The organism is Sphingomonas sinipercae (assembly GCF_011302055.1).
Classification (GTDB): Bacteria; Pseudomonadota; Alphaproteobacteria; order Sphingomonadales; family Sphingomonadaceae; genus Sphingomicrobium; species Sphingomicrobium sinipercae.
The window spans coordinates 624206-645882 of record NZ_CP049871.1 but is presented as its reverse complement, the minus strand read 5'-3'; the positions used below and the strand labels follow the sequence as shown (position 1 = coordinate 645882).

Here is a 21677-nt window from a genome sequence, read left to right as displayed (position 1 = left end):
CGAGGGAACAGTTCGCGCCCTGCGGGCTTTCCGTCGCTGGAGGCTTCATGGGAAATCGACAGAATTGGCCTGAACGCATGTGGCTTGTCCGGCACGGACAAAGCCAGGGCAACGTCGCGCGCGAAGCGGCGGACGAGGCCGGGCATCTCGAAATCGCAATCGAATGCCGCGACGTCGACGTGCCCTTGTCCGACCTGGGCTTCGAACAGGCGCGGGCCACCGGCCGCTGGTTCGCCGACCTTCCCAAGGACGAGCGGCCGCAAGTGATCCTTTCCTCCCCTTATGTGCGCGCGCGCCAGACCGCGAAGGCGATCTGCGAGGCCGGCGCGCTTGCCGGCGGGCCATCAAAACCAATCGTCGACGAGCGGCTCCGCGAGCGCGAGTTCGGGATCTTCGACCGGCTGACCACCGCCGGAATCCGCGCCAAGTTTCCGGAGGAAGCGGAACATCGCGCAACGCTCGGCAAATTCTACCACCGCCCCCGGGCGGCGAGAGCTGGGCTGACGTCATCCTTCGGCTCCGGTCGATGCTCAACACGATCAACCTGCATTACAGCAACAAGCGCGTCCTGGTGGTGTGCCACCAGGTCGTGGTGCTGTGCATGCGCTACATCCTTGAGGAGCTGGACGAGAGCGAAATCCTGGCCATCGACAAGAAGGCCGACGTGCTCAATTGCGGCATTTGCATTTACGACTTCGAACCGGACGAGGACGGGTTCTGCGCGCCGAAGCTGTCGTTGTGGAACCATGGCGCCCCCCTCGACGCCGAAGGCGCACCCAAGACGGCGGAGCCGGACATGACGACGGGTTCGCGATGAGCGAAGGGACGCCGCTCGACCGCAACACCCTTGCCCAATTCCCGCTGCCGCAAGTCACCGAAGGCGACAAGCACAGCCACGGCCGCCTGCTGATCATCGCCGGCAGCCGATCGCTGGCCGGGGCCGCCCTGCTATGCGCGATGGCGGCGATGCGATCGGGCCTTGGGCGCCTTCAGATCGCGACGGTCGCCAGCGTCGCTCCATCGCTTTCGGTGGCGATGCCGGAATCGCGCACCGTCGGCCTCGACGAAGACAAGCGCGGCGACTTCGGGCCGAAATCCGTCCAGCAAGTCGCCGAGCTTGCGAGCGATGTCGACGCCGTCGTCGCCGGCCCCGGCATGTTCGAAAGTTCGGCGTGCGCAGAGATGGCGGCGGCATTGCTCAAAACGGATGCGGCGCTCGCGCTCGACGCCGGGATCTTGCGCGCGCTGCCGCCGGTCACGGCGGAAACCCGGCGAGCCAAGGGCTGGCCCATCCTGCTGCCGCACGCCGGCGAGATGGCGGCCCTGCTCGAATGCGATGAAGCCGCGATCGAGGCCGACCCGATCGGTTGCGGCAAGGCCTGCGCCCAGCGCTACGACGCCGTCACCCTGGTCAAGGGCGCGGTCAGCCACGTCGTCCACCCCGACGGCCGCGTCTGGACCCACCGCGGCGGCGTTCCCGGCCTTGGCGTTTCGGGCAGCGGCGACACGCTTGCCGGGATCGTCGGCGGCCTGCTTGCGCGCGGCGCCGATCCGCTCACGGCGCTGCTGTGGGCGGTCAGGCTGCACGGGGAAGCCGGCGAGGTCCTGTCGCGGAAGGTCGGCCCGGTCGGCTTCCTGGCGCGTGAGATTGCCGAAGAGATCCCGGCCCTGCTGCCGCGCTGATCAGCGCGTGGTCGCGTAACGCTCCAGCTCGTCGCCGACCAGCTTGACGACGTGGATGACGTTGGTCGACCCGGTCAATCCAAACGGCACGCCGGCCATCAGCACCAGCCGGTCGCCGCCAGCTGCAATCTGGTGGCGAAGCGCCATGCGCTTGGCCTTTTCGACCATTTCTTCGAAGTTCGAAACGTCGCGCGTGTGGACGGCGTGAACGCCCCACAGCAGGCCGAGCCGCCGCGCCGTCGTCTGCGACGCGGTCATTGCCAGGATTGGGACCGCCGGCCGTTCGCGCGCCATCCGCCGCGCCGTCGAGCCCGAACTGGTGTAGCAGACCATGGCCGTCGCCGAGACGGTGTTGGCGATCTGCCGCGCCGATCCCGCGAGCGCGTCGGCGGTGGTCGGCTCCAGCTTGGTTTCGGTGAAGTGGATTCGCGCCGGATAGACCGGGTCGCGCTCGACGCTGGTGGCAATGCGGTCCATCATCCGCACCGCTTCGCACGGATATTGCCCGGTCGCGCTTTCGGCCGACAGCATCACCGCGTCGGCGCCGTCGTAGATCGCGGTCGCGACATCGCTGACCTCGGCCCGCGTCGGGGTCGGCGAAGTGATCATCGATTCCAGCATCTGGGTCGCGACCACCACCGGCTTGCCGAACTGGCGCGCGGCGGCGACGATCTTGTTCTGCAGCGGCGGCACGTCCTGCGGCGGAAGCTCGACGCCAAGGTCGCCGCGCGCGACCATTACTCCGTCCGACAAGGCGATGATGTCGCTCAGCCGGTCGATTGCCGCCGGCTTTTCGATCTTCGCCATCAGCAGCGCTTTTTCGCCGATCAGCGCACGCGCTTCGGCGACGTCTTCGGGCCGCTGCACGAACGACAGCGCGATCCAGTCCGCTTTCTGCTCCAGCGCGAACTGAAGGTCGGCGCGGTCCTTTTCGGTCAGCGCCGGGATCGGCACAACCACGTCGGGCACGTTGACGCCCTTGTGGTTGGACAACCGCCCGCCAACCTGGACTTCGGTGACGATGCGCTCGTCGCTCGCTTCGATGACCTTCAGCCGTACCTTGCCGTCGTCGATCAGCAGCCGGTCGCCCGGCCCGACGGCCTGGAACAGTTCGGGGTGGGGAAGCTCGACCCGCTGGGCGGTGCCAAGCGCGCTGTCGCGATCGAGGACCAGCCGGTCGCCCTTGCGGACCTCGGCTTCCCCGCCTTCGAAATCGCCGACGCGAAGCTTCGGCCCCTGCAGGTCGAACAGGATTGTCGTCGGGCGCCGGAGTTCCTTTTCCATCGCCCGGATGGTCTCGACCAGCTCGGCCTTTTGCGCGTGCTCGCCGTGGCTCATGTTGATCCGGAACGCATCGGCGCCGGAGTGCATCAGTTGCCGGACCATTTCCGGGCTGCTCGATGCAGGCCCGAGCGTGGCCAGGATCTTCACCTTGCGGGATCGGGGTTTCAGCGATTGAATAGCCATGGGTCCGCCCGGCCATAGTCGATGGATGGGACGGTTCAACCTGCTTGAGCCGCGCGGCGGGCTTCTCTAGAGCCTCCGGCGAATCTTAAAACACGGGAGCGGGACATGGCGGACGGCACCGTCGCAGCTGATCAGTTGCGGCTGTTTATCGAGCGTATCGAGCGGCTCGAGGAAGAAAAAAAGGCGATCGCGGACGACGTCAAGGACGTCTATGGCGAGGCCAAGGCCAACGGCTACGATCCCAAGATCATGCGCATGGTCGTTCGCCTTCGGAAGATGGAATCGCACACGCGCCAGGAACAGGACGCGATCCTCGAAACCTATCGCGCCGCGATCGGCTGCTAGGCTAAGGGGCGACCATGGCGGGCCATTCCAAATTCAAGAACATCATGCACCGCAAGGGCGCGCAGGATAAGAAGCGCTCGGCGATGTTCTCCAAGCTCAGCCGCGAAATCACCGTCGCGGCGAAGATGGGCCTGCCCGATCCCGACATGAACCCGCGGCTCCGCGCCGCGGTGCTCGCCGCCCGCGCCCAGTCGATGCCGAAGGACAATATCCAGCGCGCGATCGACAAGGCCTCAACCGGCGATGCCGAAAATTACGAGGAAATCCGCTACGAGGGCTTCGGCCCGGGCGGCGTCTCGCTGATCGTCGAAGCGCTGACCGACAATCGCAACCGCACCGCGACCAATGTGCGCACAGCCTTCTCGAAGAACGGCGGCAACCTCGGTGCCAGCGGCAGCGTCAGCCACGGCTTCGAGCGTGTCGGCCTGATCGAATATGCCGCCACCGCCGGCGATGCGGACAAGGTCTTCGAAGCCGCGATCGAAGCCGGCGCCGACGACGTCGAGAGCGACGACGACGGCCACCGCATCTGGACCGCGCAGGACGGCCTGCATGAAGTGCTGAAGGCGATCGAGCCTCTGCTCGGCGAGCCCGAAACCGCCAAGCTCGCGTGGAAGCCGTCTACGGAAGTCGAGGTCGCGGGCGACGACGCGGCCGGGCTGATGAAGCTGATCGACACGCTCGAGGAAGACGACGACGTCCAGACCGTCTGGGGCAATTACGACGTCTCGGAAGAAGAGCTCGAGAAGCTCGGCTGACCATGTGGTGGCTGGCGATCAAGGCCCTGGTCTCCGGCATCATCGTCGCCGCCGTTTCCGAGGTCGCCAAACGCTATCCCGGCGTTGGCGGCCTGATCGCCTCGCTACCATTGGTGTCCGTGCTCGGCATGATCTGGCTGTGGCAGGCAAAGCCGGACGCCGCCAACATGGCGAGCCACGCGCAGGCGACCTTCTGGTTCGTCCTCCCCAGCCTGCCGATGTTCCTCGTCATTCCCGCGATGCTTCGCGCCGGCGTCGGCTTCTATGCGGCGCTCGCGCTGGGCTGCCTGCTGACCATCGTCCTTTACGCCGGGATGCTGTTCCTCGCTCCCCGTCTCGGCATCCGCCTGTGATCGTGCGCTCATGGTGATTCTGGGCCTGGACCCGGGCCTCGGCACCACGGGCTGGGGCGTGATCGAGGCCGAGGGCAACCGCCTGCGCCACATCGCCAACGGCCAGCTCACGACAAGCGCCGCCTCGCCGCTGCCGGAGCGGCTCGCCGACCTAGCCGCGCAAGTGGAGGCTGTCCTGGCCGAGCATCGCCCCGCCGCCGCCGCGGTCGAGGAAGTGTTCGTCAACAAGAACCCGCAATCCACGCTCAAGCTGTCGCACGCCCGCGGGGTCGCGCTGATGATCGCCGCCCGCGCCGGAATCGCCGTCGGTGAATATGCGCCCACGCTGGTCAAGAAGGCCGTGGTGGGCACCGGCGGCGCCGAGAAAGCGCAGGTCCACGCGATGATCCAGCGCCTGCTCCCCGGCTGCAAGATCGCCGGCCCCGACGCCGCCGACGCGCTCGCCGTCGCCATCACGCACGCACATCACTTGGCCACCCGATCGTCATTGCGAGGAGCGTAGCGACGCGGCAATCCAGAACCGCTGAATTGCTTCGCTGCGCTCGCAATGACGAAAACTCGCGCTAGTGTGCCCCGCATGATCGCCCGCCTTTCCGGCATCCTTGCTGAAGTCACCGCCGACAGCGCCGTCATCGACGTCGGCGGCGTCGGCTACCAGGTGCTCGCCAGCGCCCGCACGCTCGAGGCCCTTGGCGGCACCGGCAGCCAGGTGATGGTGCTCACCGAACTGCAGGTACGCGAAGACGCGTGGACCTTGTTCGCGTTCGGCTCTGCCGGGGAACGCCACGCTTTCCGTGCGCTGACCAGCATCCAGGGCGTCGGCGGCCGGCTGGCGCTCGCCATCCTCTCCGTCCTTCCGCCCGACGAGCTCGCCCGCGCCGCCGCCAACGGCGACAAGGCCCTGATCTCCCGCGCCAACGGCGTCGGCCCCAAGCTCGCCGCCCGCATCGCCAACGAGTTGCAGGGCAAGCTCGGCGCCCCTGCCCTCGCCGGCGTAGCCGGAGCCCCGCCGCCGCGCGGCAACACCGCCGCCGACGCCTTGTCCGCCCTCGCCAACCTCGGCTTCAAACCCGCCGACGCCAGCGCCGCCGTCAACGCCGCGCTGGACGACCTCGGTGCCGACGCGACCCTCGATGAGCTCGTACGGCTGGCGCTGAAGAAAGCGGCGAAGTGAGCAAATTTTCGCCAGGCAGCCTTCCCAACCCCGTTCGTCCCGAGCGAAGTCGAGGGGCGCCTGCATCTTGCTAACATTCTGGGCCTACATCCTGCGCTGTGGCGATGGGTCTTATTACACCGGCCACACCGACAATCTCGACGTGCGGATCGCCCAGCACGCTCGTGGAGAAGGCGGCGACTGGACGCGGCGTAGGCGGCCGATTGAACTCGTCTGGTCGCAGGGTTTCGGGAGCAGACTGGAAGCTCTGGAGGCGGAACGGCGGATCAAGCCTTGGTCGAGATCCAAAAAGGAGGCGCTGATACGCAGCGACTGGCGAACCCTGTCGCATTTTGCTCGACCGCCAAGAGAGCGCCCCTCGACTTCGCTCGGGACGAACGGAATTGGAGAAAAGTGACCACCCGCACCGCCTCCTGCCGCTGCGGCCAGCTTCGCCTCACTGCCACCGGCGAGCCGGTCAGAGTGTCCGTCTGCCACTGCCTCGAATGCAAGAAGCGCTCAGGCAGCGCCTTTGCCGCGCAGGCGCGCTGGCCCGCCGACCGGGTCACAATCGAGGGTGAGGCCAGAAGCTGGTCGTACACCGGCGACAGCGGCAACACCGGCACCTTTTCCTTCTGCCCGACCTGCGGCGCGCCGATGTTCTACGCGGTAGACGGCGAGATGAGCGGCTTGATCGCCGTCGCGGTCGGCGCCTTCGACGCGCCCTTCCATGCCCAGCCGCTCTACTCCGTGTACGAAGGCCGCAAGCAACCCTGGGTCGAAATCGTCGGCGACGGCATCGACCATTTTTCCTGAGGCGCCCAATGCTTGAAGAGATCGCCCTTGCCGCCGCACCGGTCGTCAGCCGGGCGATCGAGCTCACCGGCATCGCCATCATCGCGCTCGGTGCCTTCGCCACGCTTGCGCTGTTCGCCTATCGCATGGCCCGCCAGGAAGATTATGAGCAAGCGGTCGCCGCTTTCCGCTCCAGCCTCGGGCGCGCCATCCTGCTTGGCCTCGAATTCCTGGTCGCGGCCGACATCATCAACACCGTCGCCATTGAACCGACTTTGGAGAGCCTCGCCGTCCTCGCCGGAATCGTCGCCATCCGAACGTTCCTCAGCTTCAGCCTTGAGGTGGAGATTGAAGGCCATTGGCCGTGGCAGCGCTCGGGCGCGAAGCAGCGCAAGGGCTGAAGAAACTGTCCTACACGGCTCCAAACGTGCAACATGCGGCGATGCTTGCGACCTGCCAGGATCGATGTTCCGCCGATGGCTCCGGCCGTTCGCTTAAAGTCACGAAAACGCTGCACGACCGCGTGACTTTAGTGACGATAAGGCACCTTCATGGCGACTGATCCCGCCCGAATCACGACGCCCGAGCGGACCAGCGAGGATGCCGACGCGGCGCTTCGACCCAAGACGCTCGACGAATTCATCGGGCAGAAGTCGGCGCGGGAAAACCTGCGCGTCTTCGTCAGCGCGGCCAAGAGCCGCGGCGAAGCGCTCGACCATGTCCTGCTCCACGGCCCGCCGGGCCTTGGCAAGACGACGCTGGCCGCGATCCTCGCCCGCGAAATGGGCGTCGGCTTCCGCGCCACGTCGGGCCCGGTCATCGCCAAGTCGGGCGACCTCGCCGCACTGCTCACCAACCTGGAAGACGGCGACGTCCTGTTCATCGACGAAATTCACCGGCTCAATCCGGCCGTCGAGGAAGTGCTCTACCCGGCGATGGAGGATCGCGCACTCGACCTGATGATCGGCGAAGGGCCGTCGGCCCGCTCGGTCCGGATCGACCTGCCGCGCTTCACCCTCGTCGGCGCGACCACGCGGCAGGGGCTCCTGACCACGCCGCTGCGCGACCGCTTCGGGATCCCGGTTCGGCTCAATTTCTATACGGTCGATGAGCTTGAGCAGGTGGTCCGCCGCGCCGCCCGGCTGCTCGCCGTTGAAATGACCGACGACGGCTCCAGCGAGATCGCCCGCCGCTCCCGCGGGACTCCGCGCATCGCCGGGCGGCTGCTCCGCCGGGTTCGCGATTTCGCCCATGCCGCGGGGGCGGCGACCGTCGACGCGGGCGTTGCCGACCGTGCCCTCTCCCGCCTCGAAATCGACGCGCTCGGCCTCGACGCGATGGACCGCCGCTACTTGATGATGATCGCCGACCTTTACGGCGGCGGCCCGGTCGGGGTTGAGACGCTGGCCGCCGGCTTGTCGGAGCCGCGCGACACGATCGAAGACGTGATCGAGCCCTATCTCATTCAGCTCGGCCTCATCGCCCGAACGGCAAGGGGACGCTGCCTCAATGGCCGGGGCTACGCGCATCTGGGCATGCCGCAGCCCCAGGGCAGCCAGACGGGCCTGTTCGACAATGGAGCCGCGCCCAAGTGATTCGTACCGCGTTGCTGTTTCTGGCCGGCCTTGCCGCCGCCACGCCCGCCATCGCCCAGACCCCCGTCGCCACGCCGGCCGTCAATTACCAGCTCGACCGCAACTGGATCTGCCTGCCCGGCCGCACCGATGTTTGCTCGACGCCGTTGCCGACGACCGCGCTCAACGCCAACGGCTACGGTTCGGTCGGACGCAGCACAGTTGCCGCAAATCCGCCGATCGACTGCTTCTACGTCTACCCGACCGTCTCGGGGGACCGCGGCCTCAACAGCGACCTCACCGTCGATGTCGAACGGGCGGCGGTCGAAACGCAATTCGCCCGCTTTGCCGGGGTTTGCCGGACCTTCGTCCCGCTCTATCGCCAGATGACCTCGGGCGCGGTCGCGGCGGCGGCATTCGGCAGCGATATGCGCGCCCCCGGGGAGCTCGCCTACAACGACGTCGCCAACGCCTGGCGCACCTACCTCGCCAAGTCGAACAAGGGCCGCCCGTTCGTCCTGATCGGCCACAGCCAGGGATCGTTGATGATCCAGGAACTGATCAGACGGGAAATCGAGGGCAAGCCGGTCGCCCGGCAGATGCTGCGCGCCATCATCCCCGGCTATAACGTGCTGGTGCCGCAGGGCCGGCTGGTCGGCGGCACCTTCCAGCGAACGCCGCTCTGCTCGTCGCCGGCGCAGGTCGGCTGCGTGATGAGCTGGGTCAGCTTCCGGGAGCGCAACGTGCCGCCCGACGGCGCAATCTTCGGCTTCGCGCCTCCGGGCATGACGGTCGCTTGCACCAATCCCGCCCGCCCCGGCTCGCCGAATTGGGAGCCGCTCGACAGCTACTTCTTCACCCGTTCCAGGCTGGCGGTGCCCGGCGGACCGATCGCATGGTCGACCGAAGGCGCGCCATCGACGCCTTACGTGCGTACCGAAGGCCTGGTATCCGCCCGCTGCGTCAATGACGGCCGCCGCGGCTACCTTTCCGTCCGCACCAATGCCGATCTCAAAGACAAGCGCACCGACCGCATCGGCGGCGAGGTCGCGGTGCTTGGCATGTTCCTGCCCGGCTGGGGAATGCACCTTGCCGACATGGTGATCGCCCAGGGCGACCTGCTGCGGCAGCTCGAAGAACTTGGAAGGCGGCGGTGAACGATTTCGACACCCCTTATCGCGGCGGCTTCGTCGGGCGCGAGCACCACTTTGCGCTGACCGTCTATTTCGAAGACACCGACACCGCCGGCATCGTCTATTACGCCAATTACCTGAAGTTCATGGAGCGGGCCCGTTCCGACATGATCCGGGCGGCCGGAGTCGACCAGGTCACCGCCCAGCGCGACGGCGTCGGCGTCTATGCGGTCGCGGAGGTCAACATCCGCTACATGCGGCCGGCCCGGCTTGGCGATGATCTGGTCGTCGTCAGCGCGGTCGAGGAAGTTCGTGGCGTTTCGGTCGAGATTCATCAACGGGTCATGCGCGGTGGTGAACAGCTGACCGATGCTCGGGTCACCGCGGCCTTCCTGACGCCGGATGGCCGGCCGCAGCGGCAGCCGCGCGAATGGGTGCACAAGTTCAAGGCGATCAGCGAAAGACAATGATGAAGCCGAACCGGACGATCATTTTCAGCCTCGCCGCGCTTCTGTGCAGCGCCGGCGCCGCTGCGCAGACCGCCCGGTCGGGCGGCGCCGTCGCCATCGCAGTGCCGCCGCTGTCGACGCCGAAGAATGAATCCACCCCGGCCGGATCGACCTATGCCATCGCCACGAAAATGGCCGAAGTCATCGCCAGGGACCTGACCTTCAGCCAGCGCTTTGCGCCGGTGAATCTTGAGTCGGTTCGGATCCCCTCCTTCCCGGAAGTGACGGCGCCGACTTACCCGATGTGGCAGAAGACCGCCGCCGGGCAGCTGGTGACCGGCTTCGTCCAGGCCCGTTCCGACGGCAGGCTGACGGTCGGCTGCTACCTCTACGATGTGCAGCGGGAGCGGGAGTTGACCCGCAAGGGCTTCATCATCGCGCCCAGCGACTGGCGCAAGGCTGCCCATCGCTGCGCCGACGCCATCTACGAGAAAGCGACCGGCGAACCCGGCCTGTTCCACTCGCGCATCGCTTATGTCGAGGAAACGAGCGCCGGGCCGGTGCGGGTCAAGCGCCTGGCGGTGCAGGATTTCGACCTTGCCGATCACAAATATCTGACCGCCGGCGACGTCACCGTCGTCAGCCCCGCCTGGTCGCCGAAGGGCGACCGCCTCGCCTTCGTCGGCCTTAGTGACGGCCGGCCCCAAGCGATGATCCTGTCGATGAACAGTGGCGAGGCGCGGCCGCTGCTGACTGACAACAGCATCACCTCGGCCCCGCGCTTCTCCCCCGACGGCAACCTGGTCGTGTTCGCGCGCTCGGAAGGCGGCAACACCGACCTGCACGTGATGGACCTGCGCAGCGGCCTGGCGAGCCGGCTGACGGCCACGCCGGGCGCGGACACCAGCGCCAGCTTCTCGCCCGACGGATCGAGGATCGTGTTCGAAAGCGACCGCTCGGGGCAGCCGCAAATCTATGTGATGAACGCCGACGGCTCGAACGAGCGGCGGATCAGCTTCGGTTCCGGCGGCCACGGTTCCCCGCGCTGGAGCCCGGATGGAGAGCGCATCGCCTTCACCAAGGTCGACGGCCCGTTCCGCAAGATCGGCGTGATGGATGCCAACGGCGCGAACATGCGGCTGGTCACGAACGGGCCTGCCGATGAAGCGCCGACCTGGGGGCCGAGCAGCAGCCATCTGCTGTTCCAGCGGCAGGCTAACGGCCGCTCGCGCTTATTCACCATCGCCCTTGGCGGCGGAGAGGCGACCCCGGTGACGACCCCGGGTGACGCGTCCGACCCCGCCTGGTCGCGGCCGCAGGAGTAGATGCGATGAGCAAGCTGACGATCGCAATTCTGGCACTTTCGCTCGCCGGCACCGCGCAGGCGCAGCGGCCCGCGCCGGCGCCGCCCTCCCCACAGGCCAGCCTGGCGACGGGAGCTGGGGCGGACACGGTCTATTTCTCGTCGCAGGGTTATGGGCTGACGGCGCAGGCGCTCGGCACCTTGCGGGCGACGGCGCAATGGCTTCGCGCCAATCCGTTCGCCACCCTCCGGCTCGAAGGCCACGGCGACCAGGGCGACACAAGGGATTATGCATTCGCCATCGGCGAGCGGCGCGCCTCGGAAGTGCGCGACTTCCTGATTACGCAGGGCATCCCGCCCGAACGGCTGGCCGTCGCAACCTGGGGCAAGGAACGCCCCGGAACGATGCGGATCGGCACCACCGTCGTCGGGGTCGGCCCCCGCGTGGTGATGATCGTCCGCTAGGCGGCGTAGCGCTGCGGCGTGCTGCCCAGCCAGGCGCGCGCCTGGCGCTGGGCTTCGGCGATTTCGCGGGCAGTCATTTCGACCGCGATTTCGGCCCGGCATTCCTGGCCGCGGGTGCAGCCCGAAAGCGCGGCGAGGTTGAACCACTTGTGCGCTTCGATGAGGTCGACCGGAATAGCCCCCCGGCCGGTCGAATAGGTTACGCCAAGTTCGAAGAGGGCATCGACATCGCCCGCTTCCGCATCGGCCAGCCGGCTGCGGACCAAGAACTCTGCTGCTTTCTCACTGATCGCCATTTCCAACTCCCCTGTTCCCGTTGCGGTGAGTTGTCGGCCCGACTTCACGAAAAAATGGTTAACGCGAAAAAACCATCAATCGAGCGGCAGGTTGTCGATCAGGCGCGTGGTGCCGATCGTCGCCGCTGCAATCAGGCGCATCCGCCCCGCCGGCGCGCTGATTGGCTCGAGCGTCGCGGCATCGACCAAGGCGAAATAATCGGTCCGGAAGCCGGCGTCGGCAAGGGACCGGCGGGCCGCGCCGAGCGCCTCGGCAACGTCGCCGCCAGCCGCGATCTTCTCCGCCGCGTCGCGCAGCGCATTGGGCAGCGCCAGCGCCTGCTGGCGCTCCTGCGGCGAAAGGTAGGCATTGCGCGAAGACAAAGCGAGGCCGTCGGGATCGCGAACCGTCGGCAGGCCGACGATAGCGGCGCCCAGGGCGAGGTCCGTCGCCATCCGCCTGATCACCGCCAGCTGCTGGAAATCCTTTTCGCCGAACACCGCGACGTCGGGCCTGACCGTCGCCAGCAACTTGGCGACCACCGTCGCGACGCCATCGAAATGGCCGGGCCGGGCCTCGCCCTCCCAGCGCTCGCCCAGCTTGCCGACGCTGACCGTGGTGGCGAAGCCCGCCGGGTACATCTGCTGCGCCGTCGGCATCCACAGAAGGTCGCAGCCGGCCTGATTCAGCCGCCGGGCATCTTCCTCCTCCTGCCGCGGATAGCGGTCGAGGTCTTCGTTGGCGCCGAACTGCAGCGGGTTGACGAAGATGCTGACGACGACCCGGTCGGCCTGCCGCTGCGCTTCTTCGACCAGGGCCATGTGCCCGGCGTGAAGCGCGCCCATCGTCGGCACCAGCGCAACCCGGTGGCCGCCGGCGCGGAGCGCGACCAGCGCGTTTCCAAGCTGGCCAGTGTCACGGACTGTTTGCACCGCCGATTCCCCTCCGGTAAGCTGGCCCAAGTGGGCCGCGCTTTCAACGCGCGGGGGGTCAAACACAAGGGGGCCGAAGCATGGGCCAGCCGCATTTCATCGTCTTCGCCAACGAAAAGGGCGGCACCGGCAAGTCGACGACGGCGGTGCACACGGCGGTTGCGCTTGCCGCGTCCGGCCACCGCGTCGCCGCGCTCGACCTCGACAGCCGGCAGCGGACAATGACCCGCTACCTCGAGAACCGCGACGCGACGATCCGCCGTCTTTCAACCGACCTTCCGCAGGCGCGTTACGAAGTGCTTGCCGACCAGACCGAAGAAGCATTGGACGCCGCCATCGACCGGCTGTCGCAGGACGCCGACGTCATCGTCATCGACACGCCTGGCCGCGACGACGCGATCGCCCGCGCCGCGATCCTCAAAGCCGACACTTTGGTGACGCCGATGAACGACAGCTTCGTCGACCTCGACCTCATCGGCCAGGTCCACCCGGAAAATTTCAAGGTCACCAAGCCCAGCTTCTACGCCGAGCTGATCTGGAACAGCCGCACCCAGCGGGCCAAGGTCACCGGCAAAAGCGTCGACTGGGTGGTCCTTCGCAACCGCTTGCAACACATCGAATCGCATAACCTGCGCCGCGTCGGCGCCGCGCTGAACGAGCTTGCCAAGCGGGTCGGATTCCGAGTGATTCCGGGCCTTGGCGAGCGGGTCGTCTATCGCGAACTGTTTCCCAAGGGCATCACGCTTCTGGACTTGCAGCAGCTCGGCGAGGTCGGCATTGGCCATATCGCCGCCCGCCAGGAACTTCGGGAGATGATCTCGGGCCTTGGCATTCCCAATGCCGGTGAAGACCAGAGGCTCGCCGCCGCGGGCTGAACCAACGCCCGCTTGCTACGTTCGAAAGCCTGATGACTCACACATTCAACGCAACCATCCTCCGCGAATATGACATTCGCGGAATTGTCGGAAAGACGCTCCACGAAGACGACGCCTACGCGCTTGGGCGAACCTATGCGGCCATCGCCCGCGAGGAAGGCGCCAAGCGGATCGCGGTCGGCCGCGACGGGCGCACCCATTCCGGACAGCTGGAGGCGGCACTGGTGCGCGGGCTGACCGAAGGCGGCATCGACGCGGTCCTGATCGGCCGGGGCCCAAGCCCGATGCTCTACTTCGCCACATACTACCTCGACGTCGACGGCGGCATCCAGGTCACGGGCAGCCACAACCCCGCCGACTATAACGGGTTCAAGATGCTGCTGAAGGGCGGCTCGGTCTTCGGCGAGGCGATCCAGCACATCGGCCGCCGCGCCAGCGACGGGCATTGGAGCAATGGCGAAGGCACCGTCGAAGAGGTCGATATCAGCCAGGCCTACGTCGATCGGCTGGTCGAGGATTTCCAGGGCGGCGACTTCCGCATCGGCTGGGACGCGGGCAACGGCGCCGCCGGACCGATCCTTGACCGGCTGGTCGATCGTCTTCCTGGGCAGCATTTCACCATTTTCACCGAGATCGACGGCACCTTCCCCAACCACCATCCGGACCCGACGGTGGAAGCCAACCTTGAGGACCTGAAGCGGCTGGTCGCGGACAAGCAGCTGGACTTCGGCATCGCCTTCGACGGCGACGGCGACCGCATCGGCGCCGTCGATGGCAAGGGCCGAGTGATCTGGGGCGACCAGCTCATGCTGATCCTGGCCGAGCCCGTGCTTGAGGAGCTTCCGGGCGCGACGATCATTGCCGACGTGAAGGCCAGCCAGGTGCTGTTCGACGGCATCGCCGCCTTGGGCGGCAAGCCGTTGATGTGGAACACCGGCCACAGCCTGATCAAGTCGAAGATGAAGGAAACCGGGGCGCCGCTCGCGGGCGAGATGAGCGGCCACATTTTCTTCAAGCACCGCTGGTACGGCTTTGACGACGCGCTCTACGCGGCCGTGCGGCTGATCGAAGCCGTCAGCCGGTCGGGCAAGAGCCTGACCGAACTGATGGACGCCATGCCCAGCACGACCTCCACGCCCGAATTGCGCTTTCCGGTGGACGAGAGCCGGAAGTTCGCCGTGATAGACGAGGTCCGGCAACGTCTTGCCGGGACCGGCGCCAAGGTCGATTCCACCGACGGCGTGCGGGTGAACACCGGCGACGGCTGGTGGCTGCTGCGCGCTTCGAACACGCAGGACGTGCTGGTGGCACGCGCTGAATCCAGCGATGAAAGCGGCCTGGCGCGCCTGATGGCGCAGATCGACGAGCAGCTTGGTCAGTCGGGGATCGAGCGCACCGAGGGGGCGCACTAGCCCGGTTATAGCGCCTGCGCAGCGGCCCAGCCGCTCGCCCAGGCCCATTGGAAGTTGTAGCCGCCAAGCCAGCCGGTGACGTCCACCGCCTCGCCGATCGCGTAGAGTCCGGGCACGGATTTGGCCTCCATCGTCGTTGAGGAAAGCCCGGCGGTGGCGATGCCGCCGACCGTCACTTCCGCCTTGGCAAAGCCTTCGGTGCCGTTCGGCCGGAAGCGCCAGTCGCGCAGGCGCTGCTCGGCCGCCGCCAGGGCCTTGTCGCTGACGTTGCCGAGGTCGCCGGCCACGCCCAGCTTATCGCCCAGCGTGTCGGCAAGCCTGCCCGGAAGCAGCGCGCGGAGCGTGGCGGCAAAGTCCGCCGACGGGCGGGTCCTCTTGGCGGCCTGGAAATGCCCGGGCTCGGCATCCGGCAGGAAATCGATCCCAATCTCCTCGCCCGGCCGCCAATAAGAGGAAATCTGCAGGATCGCCGGCCCCGACAGGCCGCGATGGGTGAACAGCGCCGCCTCGCGGAAGCGGGTCTTGCCGTGCTTCGCGACGACGTCGGTGGCGACGCCGGAAAGCTCACGGAACAGCACTTCGTCGCCGCCCAGCGTCAGCGGCACGAGCGCGGGGCGCGGCTCGACCACCTTGAGCCCGAAACGGCGGGCAAGCTCATAAGCGAAGCCAGTTGCGCCAAGCTTGGGGATCGACGGACCGCCCGTGGCGATGACCAGCTTGGGCGCGGCGACCGTCCGCTCCCCGACCTGTACCCGGAAGCGCCCATCGGCATGTTCGATATCGCGAATGGCATGGCCGAGCTGAAGTTCAGCTCCGCCCTTCGCGCATTCCGCAAGCAGCATCGCGACGATCTGCTTCGCCGATCCGTCGCAGAACAATTGGCCAAGCGTCTTTTCGTGCCAGGCGATGCCGTGCGCATCGACAAGGTCGATGAAGTCCTGCGCCGTGTAGCGAGCCATCGCCGACTTCATGAAATGCGGGTTGGCGGAAAGATATTGGGCCGGGCTGGCGTTGATGTTGGTGAAGTTGCAGCGGCCGCCGCCGGAGATCAGGATCTTCTTGCCCGGCGCGTCGGCATGGTCGACCAGCAGGATACGCCGCCCACGCTGCGCCGCGACACCGGCGCACATCAGCCCGGCGCCGCCGCCGCCGAGGACGATCGCATCAAATTCTTCTGGGCCGGACCGCTGCACGCAGCCCCTCTAACCGGATCAGTCGTCCTCGTCTTCGTAGCCGATGAGGTTGAGCTCCCGCGCCTTGATCTGGTGGGTCATGCACCAGTGCTTGAGCGCTTCCTCGCGGCCATGGGTGATCCAGACCTCGCTCGGGGCCACGTCGCGGATGGTGCAGGTCAGCTCGTCCCAGTCGGCATGGTCGGAAATGATCAGCGGCAGTTCGATGTTCGACTGGCGCGCGCGCTGGCGGATCCGCATCCACCCCGAGGCCATGGCCGTAATCGGGTCGGGCAGGCGCCGCGACCAGCGGTCGTTGAGCTGGCCGGGCGGGGCAATGACGATGTGGCCCTTCATCTCCTCTTTGGTCGCGCTCGCGACATGGCGGAGCTCGCCCAGATCGACGCCGAGTTCCTGGTAGAGCTGGCACAGCCGTTCGAGGGCGCCGTGGTAGTAGATCGGGTCATGGTGACCGCGGCGGCGAAGTTCGCAAATCACCCGCTGCGCCTTGCCCAGCGCATAGGCCCCGACCAGCACGCACCGTGACGGGTCAGCGTGCAGCCGGTGGAGCAGCTTGTCCATTTCCCCGCCGATATCGGGATGTCGGAATACCGGTAGGCCAAAGGTCGCTTCGGTGATGAAGACGTCGCAAGGGACCGGCACGAACGGCTCGCACGTCGGGTCGGCGCGCCGCTTGTAATCGCCGGAAACGACCACGCGCTCACCGCCATGTTCGAGCACGATCTGGGCCGAGCCGAGCACGTGGCCGGCAGGAACGAAGCTGACGTCGACGTCGCCGACGCGGACGCTTTCGCCATAAGCAAGCGGCTGGCCGTTCTGGTCGCCGTAGCGCACGCCCATGATCGCGAGCGTCTCGGGCGTTGCGAGCACGGCGCCGTGGCCGCCGCGGGCATGGTCGCCATGGCCGTGGGTGACCAACGCCCTCGGCTTGGGCTGCGAAGGGTCGATCCACGCGTCGGCCGGCTTGACGTAAATGCCTTCGGGAAAAACCTCGATGCAGGAACCGATGCGCGCCATTGTGAGCTATATGAACGAAGGCTCTTATGCGTTCCGAATATCAGGGAGGAAATTGTATGGCTGATGCGATGTGGGCGCTCATGAACATCGTCGGTCCGGCGCTGATCGTGGTCGTCTTGCTATGGCTGGTGCTGCGCACCCGTTCGAAGCGCAATTCGGTCGAGGACCGGCGCGCGGACGCAGGCACGCGCGAGCTCTATGCGGATGAGGAAGCGCGCCGCCGCGAGGGGACCGACGGGCTCTGAGCAGGGCGCCGCTTCCAGCCGTCGTCGAGCAATGGTTCGCCGAGCGTGGCTGGCAGCCGCGGCGGCACCAGCTCGACATGCTCGACGCCGCCCGCGCGGGGCGCAATGCGTTGCTGGTCGCGGCGACCGGGTCGGGCAAGACCTTGTCCGGCTTCCTGCCGACCATCTGCGACCTGGCCGAGGCCCCGGCCGAAGGGCTGCACACCCTCTATGTTTCGCCGCTCAAGGCGCTTGGCGTCGATGTCCAGCGCAACCTCGTCGGGCCGATCGAGGAGATGGGCCTCGACATCCGCGCCGAGACCCGTAGCGGCGATACGCCGTCCGACCGCAAGGCGCGGCAACGCGTGCGGCCGCCGCAAATATTGCTGACGACGCCCGAATCGCTGAGCCTGCTGCTCAGCTATCCCGACAGCGCGACGATGTTCGCGGGTTTGAAGACCATCGTCATCGACGAGCTTCACGCCTTCGCACGGGAGAAGCGCGGCGACCTGCTGGCGCTGTCCATCGCCCGGCTTCACCACCTGGCACCCGGCCTTCGGCGCGTTGGGCTGTCGGCGACGATCAGCGACCCGGACGCCTATCGCGCCTGGCTCGCGCCGGATGGCGACATCGAAACGGTCGCGCTGGTGCAGGGCGATCCCGGCGCGGAGCCGGACCTGTCGATCCTGATCCCGCAGAACCGGATCCCCTGGTCCGGCCATTCCGGCCGCCATGCCGCGCGCGAAGTCATGGAGCTGATCGAGCAGCACCGCACCACGCTCGTCTTCTGCAATACGCGCAGCCTGGCCGAGCTGATTTTCCAGGACCTGTGGACGGTCAACGACAAGTCGCTGCCGATTGGAATCCATCACGGCAGCCTGGCGCTGGAGGCGCGCCGCAAGGTTGAAGCGGCGATGGCGGCGGGCAAGCTGCGCGGGCTGGTCGCCACCGCCAGCCTGGACCTTGGCATCGACTGGGGCGACATCGACCTGGTGGTGCAGATGGGCGCGCCCAAGGGGAGTTCACGACTGCTGCAGCGGATCGGCCGCGCCAACCATCGCCTCGACGAGCCCAGCAAGGGCATCGTCGTCCCCGGCAACCGCTTCGAATATATGGAGGCGCGCGCGGCGCTGGACGCGATCGACGACGGCGAGCTCGATCCCGAGCAGCTCCGGCCGGGCACGCTCGACGTACTTGCCCAGCATTTGCTGGCGATGGCCTGCGCGTCGCCTTTCCATGAAAGCGCGATGCTTGCCGAAGTGCGATCCGCCGCACCCTACGCCGGGCTGAAGGACGAGACGTTCGAGGAGATCCTCAATTTCATCGCCACCGGCGGCTATTCCCTCAAGGCCTACGACAAGTTCCGGCGGCTGGTCCGGGAAAGCGACGGCACCTGGCGGATCGCCAAGCCGACCATCGCCGCGCAGCACCGGCTGAATGCGGGCGTGATTGTCGAGCAGCCGTTGCTGACCGTCCGCTTTCGCAACGGCCGCAAGCTCGGCACCATCGAGGAAGGCTATGCATCGACCCTGACCGTCGGCGACCATTTCTATTTCTCGGGCCTCAGCCTTGAGGTCGAGCAGTTCAAGGACACGGACATCCTGGTCCGCGCATCGTCGAAAGAAGCGCGGATCGTCACTTACGGCGGCCAGCGGATGAGCATGTCCACGCACCTCGCCAACCGGGTCCGGCAAATGATTGCCGACCGCAACGACTGGGCCCGCTTCCCGGAAGGCGTCAGCGAATGGCTGGAAGTGCAGGACCGCCGATCACGGATTCCGGAACCCGACGAACTGCTGGTCGAAACCTTCCAGCACGAACGGCTGCATTACATGGTCGCCTACAGCTTCGAAGGCTGGAACGCCCACCAGTCGCTCGGCATGTTGATCACCCGCCGGATGGAAACCGCGGGGCTGAAGCCGATGGGCTTCGTCGCCAACGACTATGGCATCGCCTGCTATGGGCTGGAGCCGATCACCGACCCCAAAGCGCTATTTTCCCCCGACATCCTGGAGCGCGAGTTCGTCGATTGGGTGGAGAATTCGATGCTGCTGAAAAATGCCTTCCGCGAAGTGGCGGTGATCGGCGGGCTCGTCGAGCGGCAGCACCCCGGGCGGCGCAAGACCGGCAAGCAGGTGAGCTTTTCGACCGACCTCATCTACGACGTGCTGCGGCGGTACGAGCCGCAGCATTTGCTGCTGCGCGCGGCCTGGGACGACGCCCGGTCGCGGATGACGGAGCTTGGGCGGCTGGTGCGGCTGGTCGACCGGGCCGCGGCAACCATGGTGCACGTCGAGGCGGACCGGATCACGCCGATGGCGGTGCCGCTGATGGTCATCGTCGGCCGCGAGGCCCTGCCATCGGGCACGCAGGCCGACGACAGCCTGCTGGTCGAGGCGGAAGCCCTTGCCAACGAGGCGATGCGAATATGACCCGCGTTGCCATCGGTTGCCGCCCGTGCGATTCCAGCGGGATGAAAAAGTTCATCCTTGTCATGCTTGCCGCACCGCTGTCGGGCTGTGTCGTCGGCCAGGTCGCAAGCACTGCCGTCGATGTCGTCACCCTGCCGGTGAAGGCGGTGTCCGCCGGCGTCGATGCAGTGACGACCAGCCAGGCCGAAGCCGACCAGAAGCGCGGACGCCAGCTGCGCGAGGCCGAGGAACGGCGCGGGCGCGAGCTTCGGCAGATGGAGGAGCGGTGCCGCAAGGGCCGGCCGCTCCCTACCGATAGCTGCGTCCCGATGCCGCCGCGCTAGCGGCCCTTGGGCGCCATCTCCGCCAGGTCGTAGAGATAATCGACGTAGAACATCGCCGATTCATCGAACCCCGCGACCTTGGGGTTGCTGCTGTGGATCAGATACCATTCGTTCGGCGCATGCGCGCCGCCGCCGGTGCCGAGCCCGAAACCGACCGCCGGCAGCTTGAGCGGCGGACCGGTGAAGGTCACGCCCGGCCATGAACCGGCCAGGCGCGGACTGAGCGAATATTCGACGCCGGCGCGCTTGAGCGTCCGGATTTGCGATTGCACCAGCAGACTGTTCTCATCCGACTGAGTCGGCCCGTAACCGCCGCTGACGTTGACGATGATGTCGGAAAAGCCGCGCTTCGCCAGGTGCGCTTTCAGCTTCGCCACCGCTTCGTCCTTGGTCATGTTGGGGACCAGCCGCAGGTCGATCTTCGCTTCGGCGCGGCCCGGAAGGACGGTCTTGCCGCCGGGGCCGGTGTAGCCGCTGACGAGGCCCTGGATGTTCACCGTCGGCTGCTGCGCCAGGCGATAGGAGGCGGTCAGGTAATCCTCATTGTCGATCCATTGCTTGACGCCGAGTTGCGCCTTGGTTTCGACTTCGTTGGAATTCTTCACGCCCTGGGCGATCAATTCTTTCTGCCGTGCGGTGAGTGGCACGACATTTTCGAACCAGCCGTCGATCGCCGGCGTGTGCCCGTCATCGGCGACCAGCGTGTCGAGCGCCTTGACCAGCCGCCAAGCGGGACTGTCGACGATCGCCATCAGGCTGGAATGGACATCCTTGGCCGGCCCACGGCCCCAGTGCTCGCCGCTTGAAATAAGCTGCAGCTCGATCGCGCCCTTGGCACCGAGGTCGATGGAGGTCGCGCCGTTCGATTCCTGCCCGGCGCCGGGAATGAACACGCCGATGGCCTTGCTCATCGCCGCCTGGACTTCGGGATTGGCGATGACCTCGTGGAAGTTGGGGGACGCGATTTCCTCTTCGCCCTCGGCCACCAGCACGATGTTGACCGGCAGCTTGCGCCCGGTCGCCTTGAACGCTCGAAGCGCGGCGAGAAAGGCCATTTCGGGCCCCTTCTGGTTGACCGCCCCGCGGCCGACGATGGCCTTGCCTTCCGGCCGGTCGACCAATCGCGCCTCCAGCGGGGGCGACGACCACTCGCTCGGCACATACTGCTTCACGTCGTACATGAAGTAGATCCCAAGCGTCGTCGGCGCCCCGGCGTCGAGCGTTGCGAACACACCCGGAACGCCGGAGGTCGGCACGATCTTCGCTTGCTGGAAGCCGGCGTCGAGCAGCAGGCCGCGCATATATTCCGCGCCCTTGTCGACGTTGGTCTTTTCCGCCGCGATGGTCGGGTGGGCGATCCAGTCCTGCAGCCGCTTCACATTGGCCGAATGCTCCGCCTTGACCGCGGCCTGCAGCTGCCCGCGGCCCGGCGTTGCCGCCCCCGCAGAAGTGGTTGCCGCCGTTGCAAGCAGCGCCAGACCCGTGACCCAGTTTCGCATCATGTCCCCCGTTTTT

Annotated in this window: 26 protein-coding genes and 1 pseudogene; 21 read left to right on the top strand and 6 right to left on the bottom strand. The window is 66.9% G+C overall.

All coding sequences use genetic code 11. The annotated features are described in order from the left end of the window. Positions 1-47: 47 nt before the first annotated feature. The 3 genes and pseudogenes from G7078_RS10990 to G7078_RS03300 all read left to right on the top strand — a co-directional run. A pseudogene (locus tag G7078_RS10990) lies at positions 48-398 on the top strand (histidine phosphatase family protein); the annotation flags it as partial. Then, complete coding sequence (locus tag G7078_RS11050) at positions 314-817, top strand: histidine phosphatase family protein (RefSeq protein ID WP_343037800.1); 504 nt, start codon at positions 314-316, stop codon at positions 815-817. The pseudogene G7078_RS10990 and the gene G7078_RS11050, both read left to right, overlap by 85 nt. Beyond that, complete coding sequence (locus tag G7078_RS03300) at positions 814-1683, top strand: NAD(P)H-hydrate dehydratase (protein WP_166092964.1); 870 nt, start codon at positions 814-816, stop codon at positions 1681-1683. The genes G7078_RS11050 and G7078_RS03300 overlap by 4 nt, the downstream gene beginning before the upstream one ends. Here G7078_RS03300 and pyk read toward each other — a convergent pair whose 3' ends face one another. Then, positions 1684-3150, bottom strand: a complete 1467-nt coding sequence (gene pyk, locus G7078_RS03295; RefSeq protein ID WP_166092962.1) for a pyruvate kinase — start codon at positions 3148-3150, stop codon at positions 1684-1686. Between the two features lie 105 nt (positions 3151-3255). Here pyk and G7078_RS03290 point away from each other — a divergent pair, with 105 nt between their 5' ends. From G7078_RS03290 to G7078_RS03230, 13 genes are all read left to right on the top strand, one after another. Then, positions 3256-3495: a DUF2312 domain-containing protein gene (locus tag G7078_RS03290; protein WP_166092960.1), complete on the top strand. Its 240-nt coding sequence runs from the start codon at positions 3256-3258 to the stop codon at positions 3493-3495. A gap of 14 nt (positions 3496-3509) precedes the next feature. After that, a complete protein-coding gene (locus G7078_RS03285) occupies positions 3510-4253 on the top strand; it encodes a YebC/PmpR family DNA-binding transcriptional regulator (RefSeq protein ID WP_166092957.1) in 744 nt (247 codons plus the stop codon). A 2-nt stretch (positions 4254-4255) separates the two neighbouring features. Then, positions 4256-4606, top strand: a complete 351-nt coding sequence (locus G7078_RS03280; RefSeq protein WP_166092955.1) for a DUF3147 family protein — start codon at positions 4256-4258, stop codon at positions 4604-4606. 10 nt (positions 4607-4616) lie between these two features. Then, positions 4617-5108, top strand: coding sequence for a crossover junction endodeoxyribonuclease RuvC (gene ruvC, locus G7078_RS03275; protein ID WP_166092953.1), 492 nt, complete (start codon positions 4617-4619; stop codon positions 5106-5108). Between the two features lie 75 nt (positions 5109-5183). Further along, complete coding sequence (gene ruvA, locus G7078_RS03270; protein WP_166092951.1) at positions 5184-5780, top strand: Holliday junction branch migration protein RuvA; 597 nt, start codon at positions 5184-5186, stop codon at positions 5778-5780. A gap of 67 nt (positions 5781-5847) precedes the next feature. Next, positions 5848-6177, top strand: coding sequence for a GIY-YIG nuclease family protein (locus tag G7078_RS03265; RefSeq protein ID WP_166092949.1), 330 nt, complete (start codon positions 5848-5850; stop codon positions 6175-6177). Next, positions 6174-6575 carry a GFA family protein gene (locus G7078_RS03260; protein ID WP_166092947.1) on the top strand — a complete coding sequence of 134 codons (402 nt, stop codon included), beginning with the start codon at positions 6174-6176 and terminating at the stop codon, positions 6573-6575. The genes G7078_RS03265 and G7078_RS03260 overlap by 4 nt, the downstream gene beginning before the upstream one ends. 8 nt (positions 6576-6583) lie before the next feature. Then, complete coding sequence (locus G7078_RS03255; RefSeq protein WP_166092945.1) at positions 6584-6955, top strand: DUF1622 domain-containing protein; 372 nt, start codon at positions 6584-6586, stop codon at positions 6953-6955. 150 nt (positions 6956-7105) lie between these two features. Continuing rightward, complete coding sequence (gene ruvB / locus G7078_RS03250; protein ID WP_166092943.1) at positions 7106-8149, top strand: Holliday junction branch migration DNA helicase RuvB; 1044 nt, start codon at positions 7106-7108, stop codon at positions 8147-8149. Then, positions 8146-9285, top strand: a complete 1140-nt coding sequence (locus G7078_RS03245; protein WP_166092941.1) for a DUF3089 domain-containing protein — start codon at positions 8146-8148, stop codon at positions 9283-9285. The genes ruvB and G7078_RS03245 overlap by 4 nt, the downstream gene beginning before the upstream one ends. After that, entirely contained in the window at positions 9282-9731 is a 450-nt protein-coding gene (locus G7078_RS03240; protein ID WP_166092939.1) for a YbgC/FadM family acyl-CoA thioesterase, read from the top strand. Before G7078_RS03245 ends, G7078_RS03240 begins: the two co-directional genes overlap by 4 nt. After that, positions 9728-11035, top strand: a complete 1308-nt coding sequence (gene tolB, locus G7078_RS03235; RefSeq protein ID WP_166092937.1) for a Tol-Pal system beta propeller repeat protein TolB — start codon at positions 9728-9730, stop codon at positions 11033-11035. Before G7078_RS03240 ends, tolB begins: the two co-directional genes overlap by 4 nt. A 5-nt stretch (positions 11036-11040) precedes the next feature. Further along, entirely contained in the window at positions 11041-11478 is a 438-nt protein-coding gene (locus G7078_RS03230) for an OmpA family protein (RefSeq protein WP_166092934.1), read from the top strand. Here the strand turns inward: G7078_RS03230 and G7078_RS03225 are convergent. Both G7078_RS03225 and panC read right to left on the bottom strand, forming a co-directional pair. After that, a complete protein-coding gene (locus tag G7078_RS03225) occupies positions 11475-11774 on the bottom strand; it encodes an SEL1-like repeat protein (RefSeq protein ID WP_166092932.1) in 300 nt (99 codons plus the stop codon). The two genes, G7078_RS03230 and G7078_RS03225, sit on opposite strands and share 4 nt — an antisense overlap. A 75-nt stretch (positions 11775-11849) precedes the next feature. After that, positions 11850-12686, bottom strand: a complete 837-nt coding sequence (gene panC / locus G7078_RS03220) for a pantoate--beta-alanine ligase (RefSeq protein WP_166092930.1) — start codon at positions 12684-12686, stop codon at positions 11850-11852. Positions 12687-12766: 80 nt separating this feature from the next. On the opposite strand from panC, the gene G7078_RS03215 reads away from it, so the two are divergent. Beyond that, the gene (locus G7078_RS03215) at positions 12767-13561 is read left to right on the top strand and encodes a division plane positioning ATPase MipZ (RefSeq protein WP_166092928.1); all 795 of its coding nucleotides are present in this window, start codon (positions 12767-12769) and stop codon (positions 13559-13561) included. A 32-nt stretch (positions 13562-13593) separates the two neighbouring features. Beyond that, positions 13594-14973, top strand: a complete 1380-nt coding sequence (gene pgmG, locus G7078_RS03210) for a phosphoglucomutase/phosphomannomutase PgmG (protein ID WP_166092925.1) — start codon at positions 13594-13596, stop codon at positions 14971-14973. Between the two features lie 5 nt (positions 14974-14978). Here the strand turns inward: pgmG and G7078_RS03205 are convergent, their stop codons facing one another. Both G7078_RS03205 and G7078_RS03200 read right to left on the bottom strand, forming a co-directional pair. After that, positions 14979-16166 carry a BaiN/RdsA family NAD(P)/FAD-dependent oxidoreductase gene (locus G7078_RS03205; RefSeq protein WP_281346918.1) on the bottom strand — a complete coding sequence of 396 codons (1188 nt, stop codon included), beginning with the start codon at positions 16164-16166 and terminating at the stop codon, positions 14979-14981. Positions 16167-16184: 18 nt separating this feature from the next. Then, positions 16185-17183, bottom strand: coding sequence for a ligase-associated DNA damage response exonuclease (locus G7078_RS03200; RefSeq protein WP_166092923.1), 999 nt, complete (start codon positions 17181-17183; stop codon positions 16185-16187). Positions 17184-17239: 56 nt separating this feature from the next. Between G7078_RS03200 and G7078_RS03195 the strand changes: the two genes are divergently transcribed. The 3 genes from G7078_RS03195 to G7078_RS03185 are packed head-to-tail and all read left to right on the top strand — an operon-like array spanning position 17240 to position 20162. Further along, the gene (locus G7078_RS03195; RefSeq protein ID WP_166092921.1) at positions 17240-17428 is read left to right on the top strand and encodes a hypothetical protein; all 189 of its coding nucleotides are present in this window, start codon (positions 17240-17242) and stop codon (positions 17426-17428) included. Beyond that, positions 17425-19839, top strand: a complete 2415-nt coding sequence (locus G7078_RS03190) for a ligase-associated DNA damage response DEXH box helicase (protein ID WP_166096088.1) — start codon at positions 17425-17427, stop codon at positions 19837-19839. Before G7078_RS03195 ends, G7078_RS03190 begins: the two co-directional genes overlap by 4 nt. 41 nt (positions 19840-19880) lie before the next feature. After that, positions 19881-20162: a hypothetical protein gene (locus G7078_RS03185; RefSeq protein WP_166092919.1), complete on the top strand. Its 282-nt coding sequence runs from the start codon at positions 19881-19883 to the stop codon at positions 20160-20162. Here G7078_RS03185 and G7078_RS03180 read toward each other — a convergent pair. Beyond that, entirely contained in the window at positions 20159-21664 is a 1506-nt protein-coding gene (locus G7078_RS03180) for a M20/M25/M40 family metallo-hydrolase (RefSeq protein ID WP_166092917.1), read from the bottom strand. The two genes, G7078_RS03185 and G7078_RS03180, sit on opposite strands and share 4 nt — an antisense overlap. Positions 21665-21677: the final 13 nt, after the last annotated feature.

Coding starts and splice junctions, on each gene's coding strand:
- ruvA (WP_166092951.1), top strand. CDS start 5,184: ATGATCGCCCGCCTTTCCGGCATCCTTGCTGAAGTCACCGCCGACAGC.
- G7078_RS03185 (WP_166092919.1), top strand. CDS start 19,881: ATGAAAAAGTTCATCCTTGTCATGCTTGCCGCACCGCTGTCGGGCTGT.
- pyk (WP_166092962.1), bottom strand. CDS start 3,150: ATGGCTATTCAATCGCTGAAACCCCGATCCCGCAAGGTGAAGATCCTG.
- G7078_RS03195 (WP_166092921.1), top strand. CDS start 17,240: ATGGCTGATGCGATGTGGGCGCTCATGAACATCGTCGGTCCGGCGCTG.
- G7078_RS03200 (WP_166092923.1), bottom strand. CDS start 17,183: ATGGCGCGCATCGGTTCCTGCATCGAGGTTTTTCCCGAAGGCATTTAC.
- G7078_RS03290 (WP_166092960.1), top strand. CDS start 3,256: ATGGCGGACGGCACCGTCGCAGCTGATCAGTTGCGGCTGTTTATCGAG.
- ruvC (WP_166092953.1), top strand. CDS start 4,617: ATGGTGATTCTGGGCCTGGACCCGGGCCTCGGCACCACGGGCTGGGGC.
- tolB (WP_166092937.1), top strand. CDS start 9,728: ATGATGAAGCCGAACCGGACGATCATTTTCAGCCTCGCCGCGCTTCTG.
- pgmG (WP_166092925.1), top strand. CDS start 13,594: ATGACTCACACATTCAACGCAACCATCCTCCGCGAATATGACATTCGC.
- G7078_RS03285 (WP_166092957.1), top strand. CDS start 3,510: ATGGCGGGCCATTCCAAATTCAAGAACATCATGCACCGCAAGGGCGCG.
- G7078_RS03255 (WP_166092945.1), top strand. CDS start 6,584: ATGCTTGAAGAGATCGCCCTTGCCGCCGCACCGGTCGTCAGCCGGGCG.
- G7078_RS03300 (WP_166092964.1), top strand. CDS start 814: ATGAGCGAAGGGACGCCGCTCGACCGCAACACCCTTGCCCAATTCCCG.
- G7078_RS03280 (WP_166092955.1), top strand. CDS start 4,256: ATGTGGTGGCTGGCGATCAAGGCCCTGGTCTCCGGCATCATCGTCGCC.
- G7078_RS03215 (WP_166092928.1), top strand. CDS start 12,767: ATGGGCCAGCCGCATTTCATCGTCTTCGCCAACGAAAAGGGCGGCACC.
- G7078_RS03180 (WP_166092917.1), bottom strand. CDS start 21,664: ATGATGCGAAACTGGGTCACGGGTCTGGCGCTGCTTGCAACGGCGGCA.
- ruvB (WP_166092943.1), top strand. CDS start 7,106: ATGGCGACTGATCCCGCCCGAATCACGACGCCCGAGCGGACCAGCGAG.
- G7078_RS03230 (WP_166092934.1), top strand. CDS start 11,041: ATGAGCAAGCTGACGATCGCAATTCTGGCACTTTCGCTCGCCGGCACC.
- G7078_RS03225 (WP_166092932.1), bottom strand. CDS start 11,774: ATGGCGATCAGTGAGAAAGCAGCAGAGTTCTTGGTCCGCAGCCGGCTG.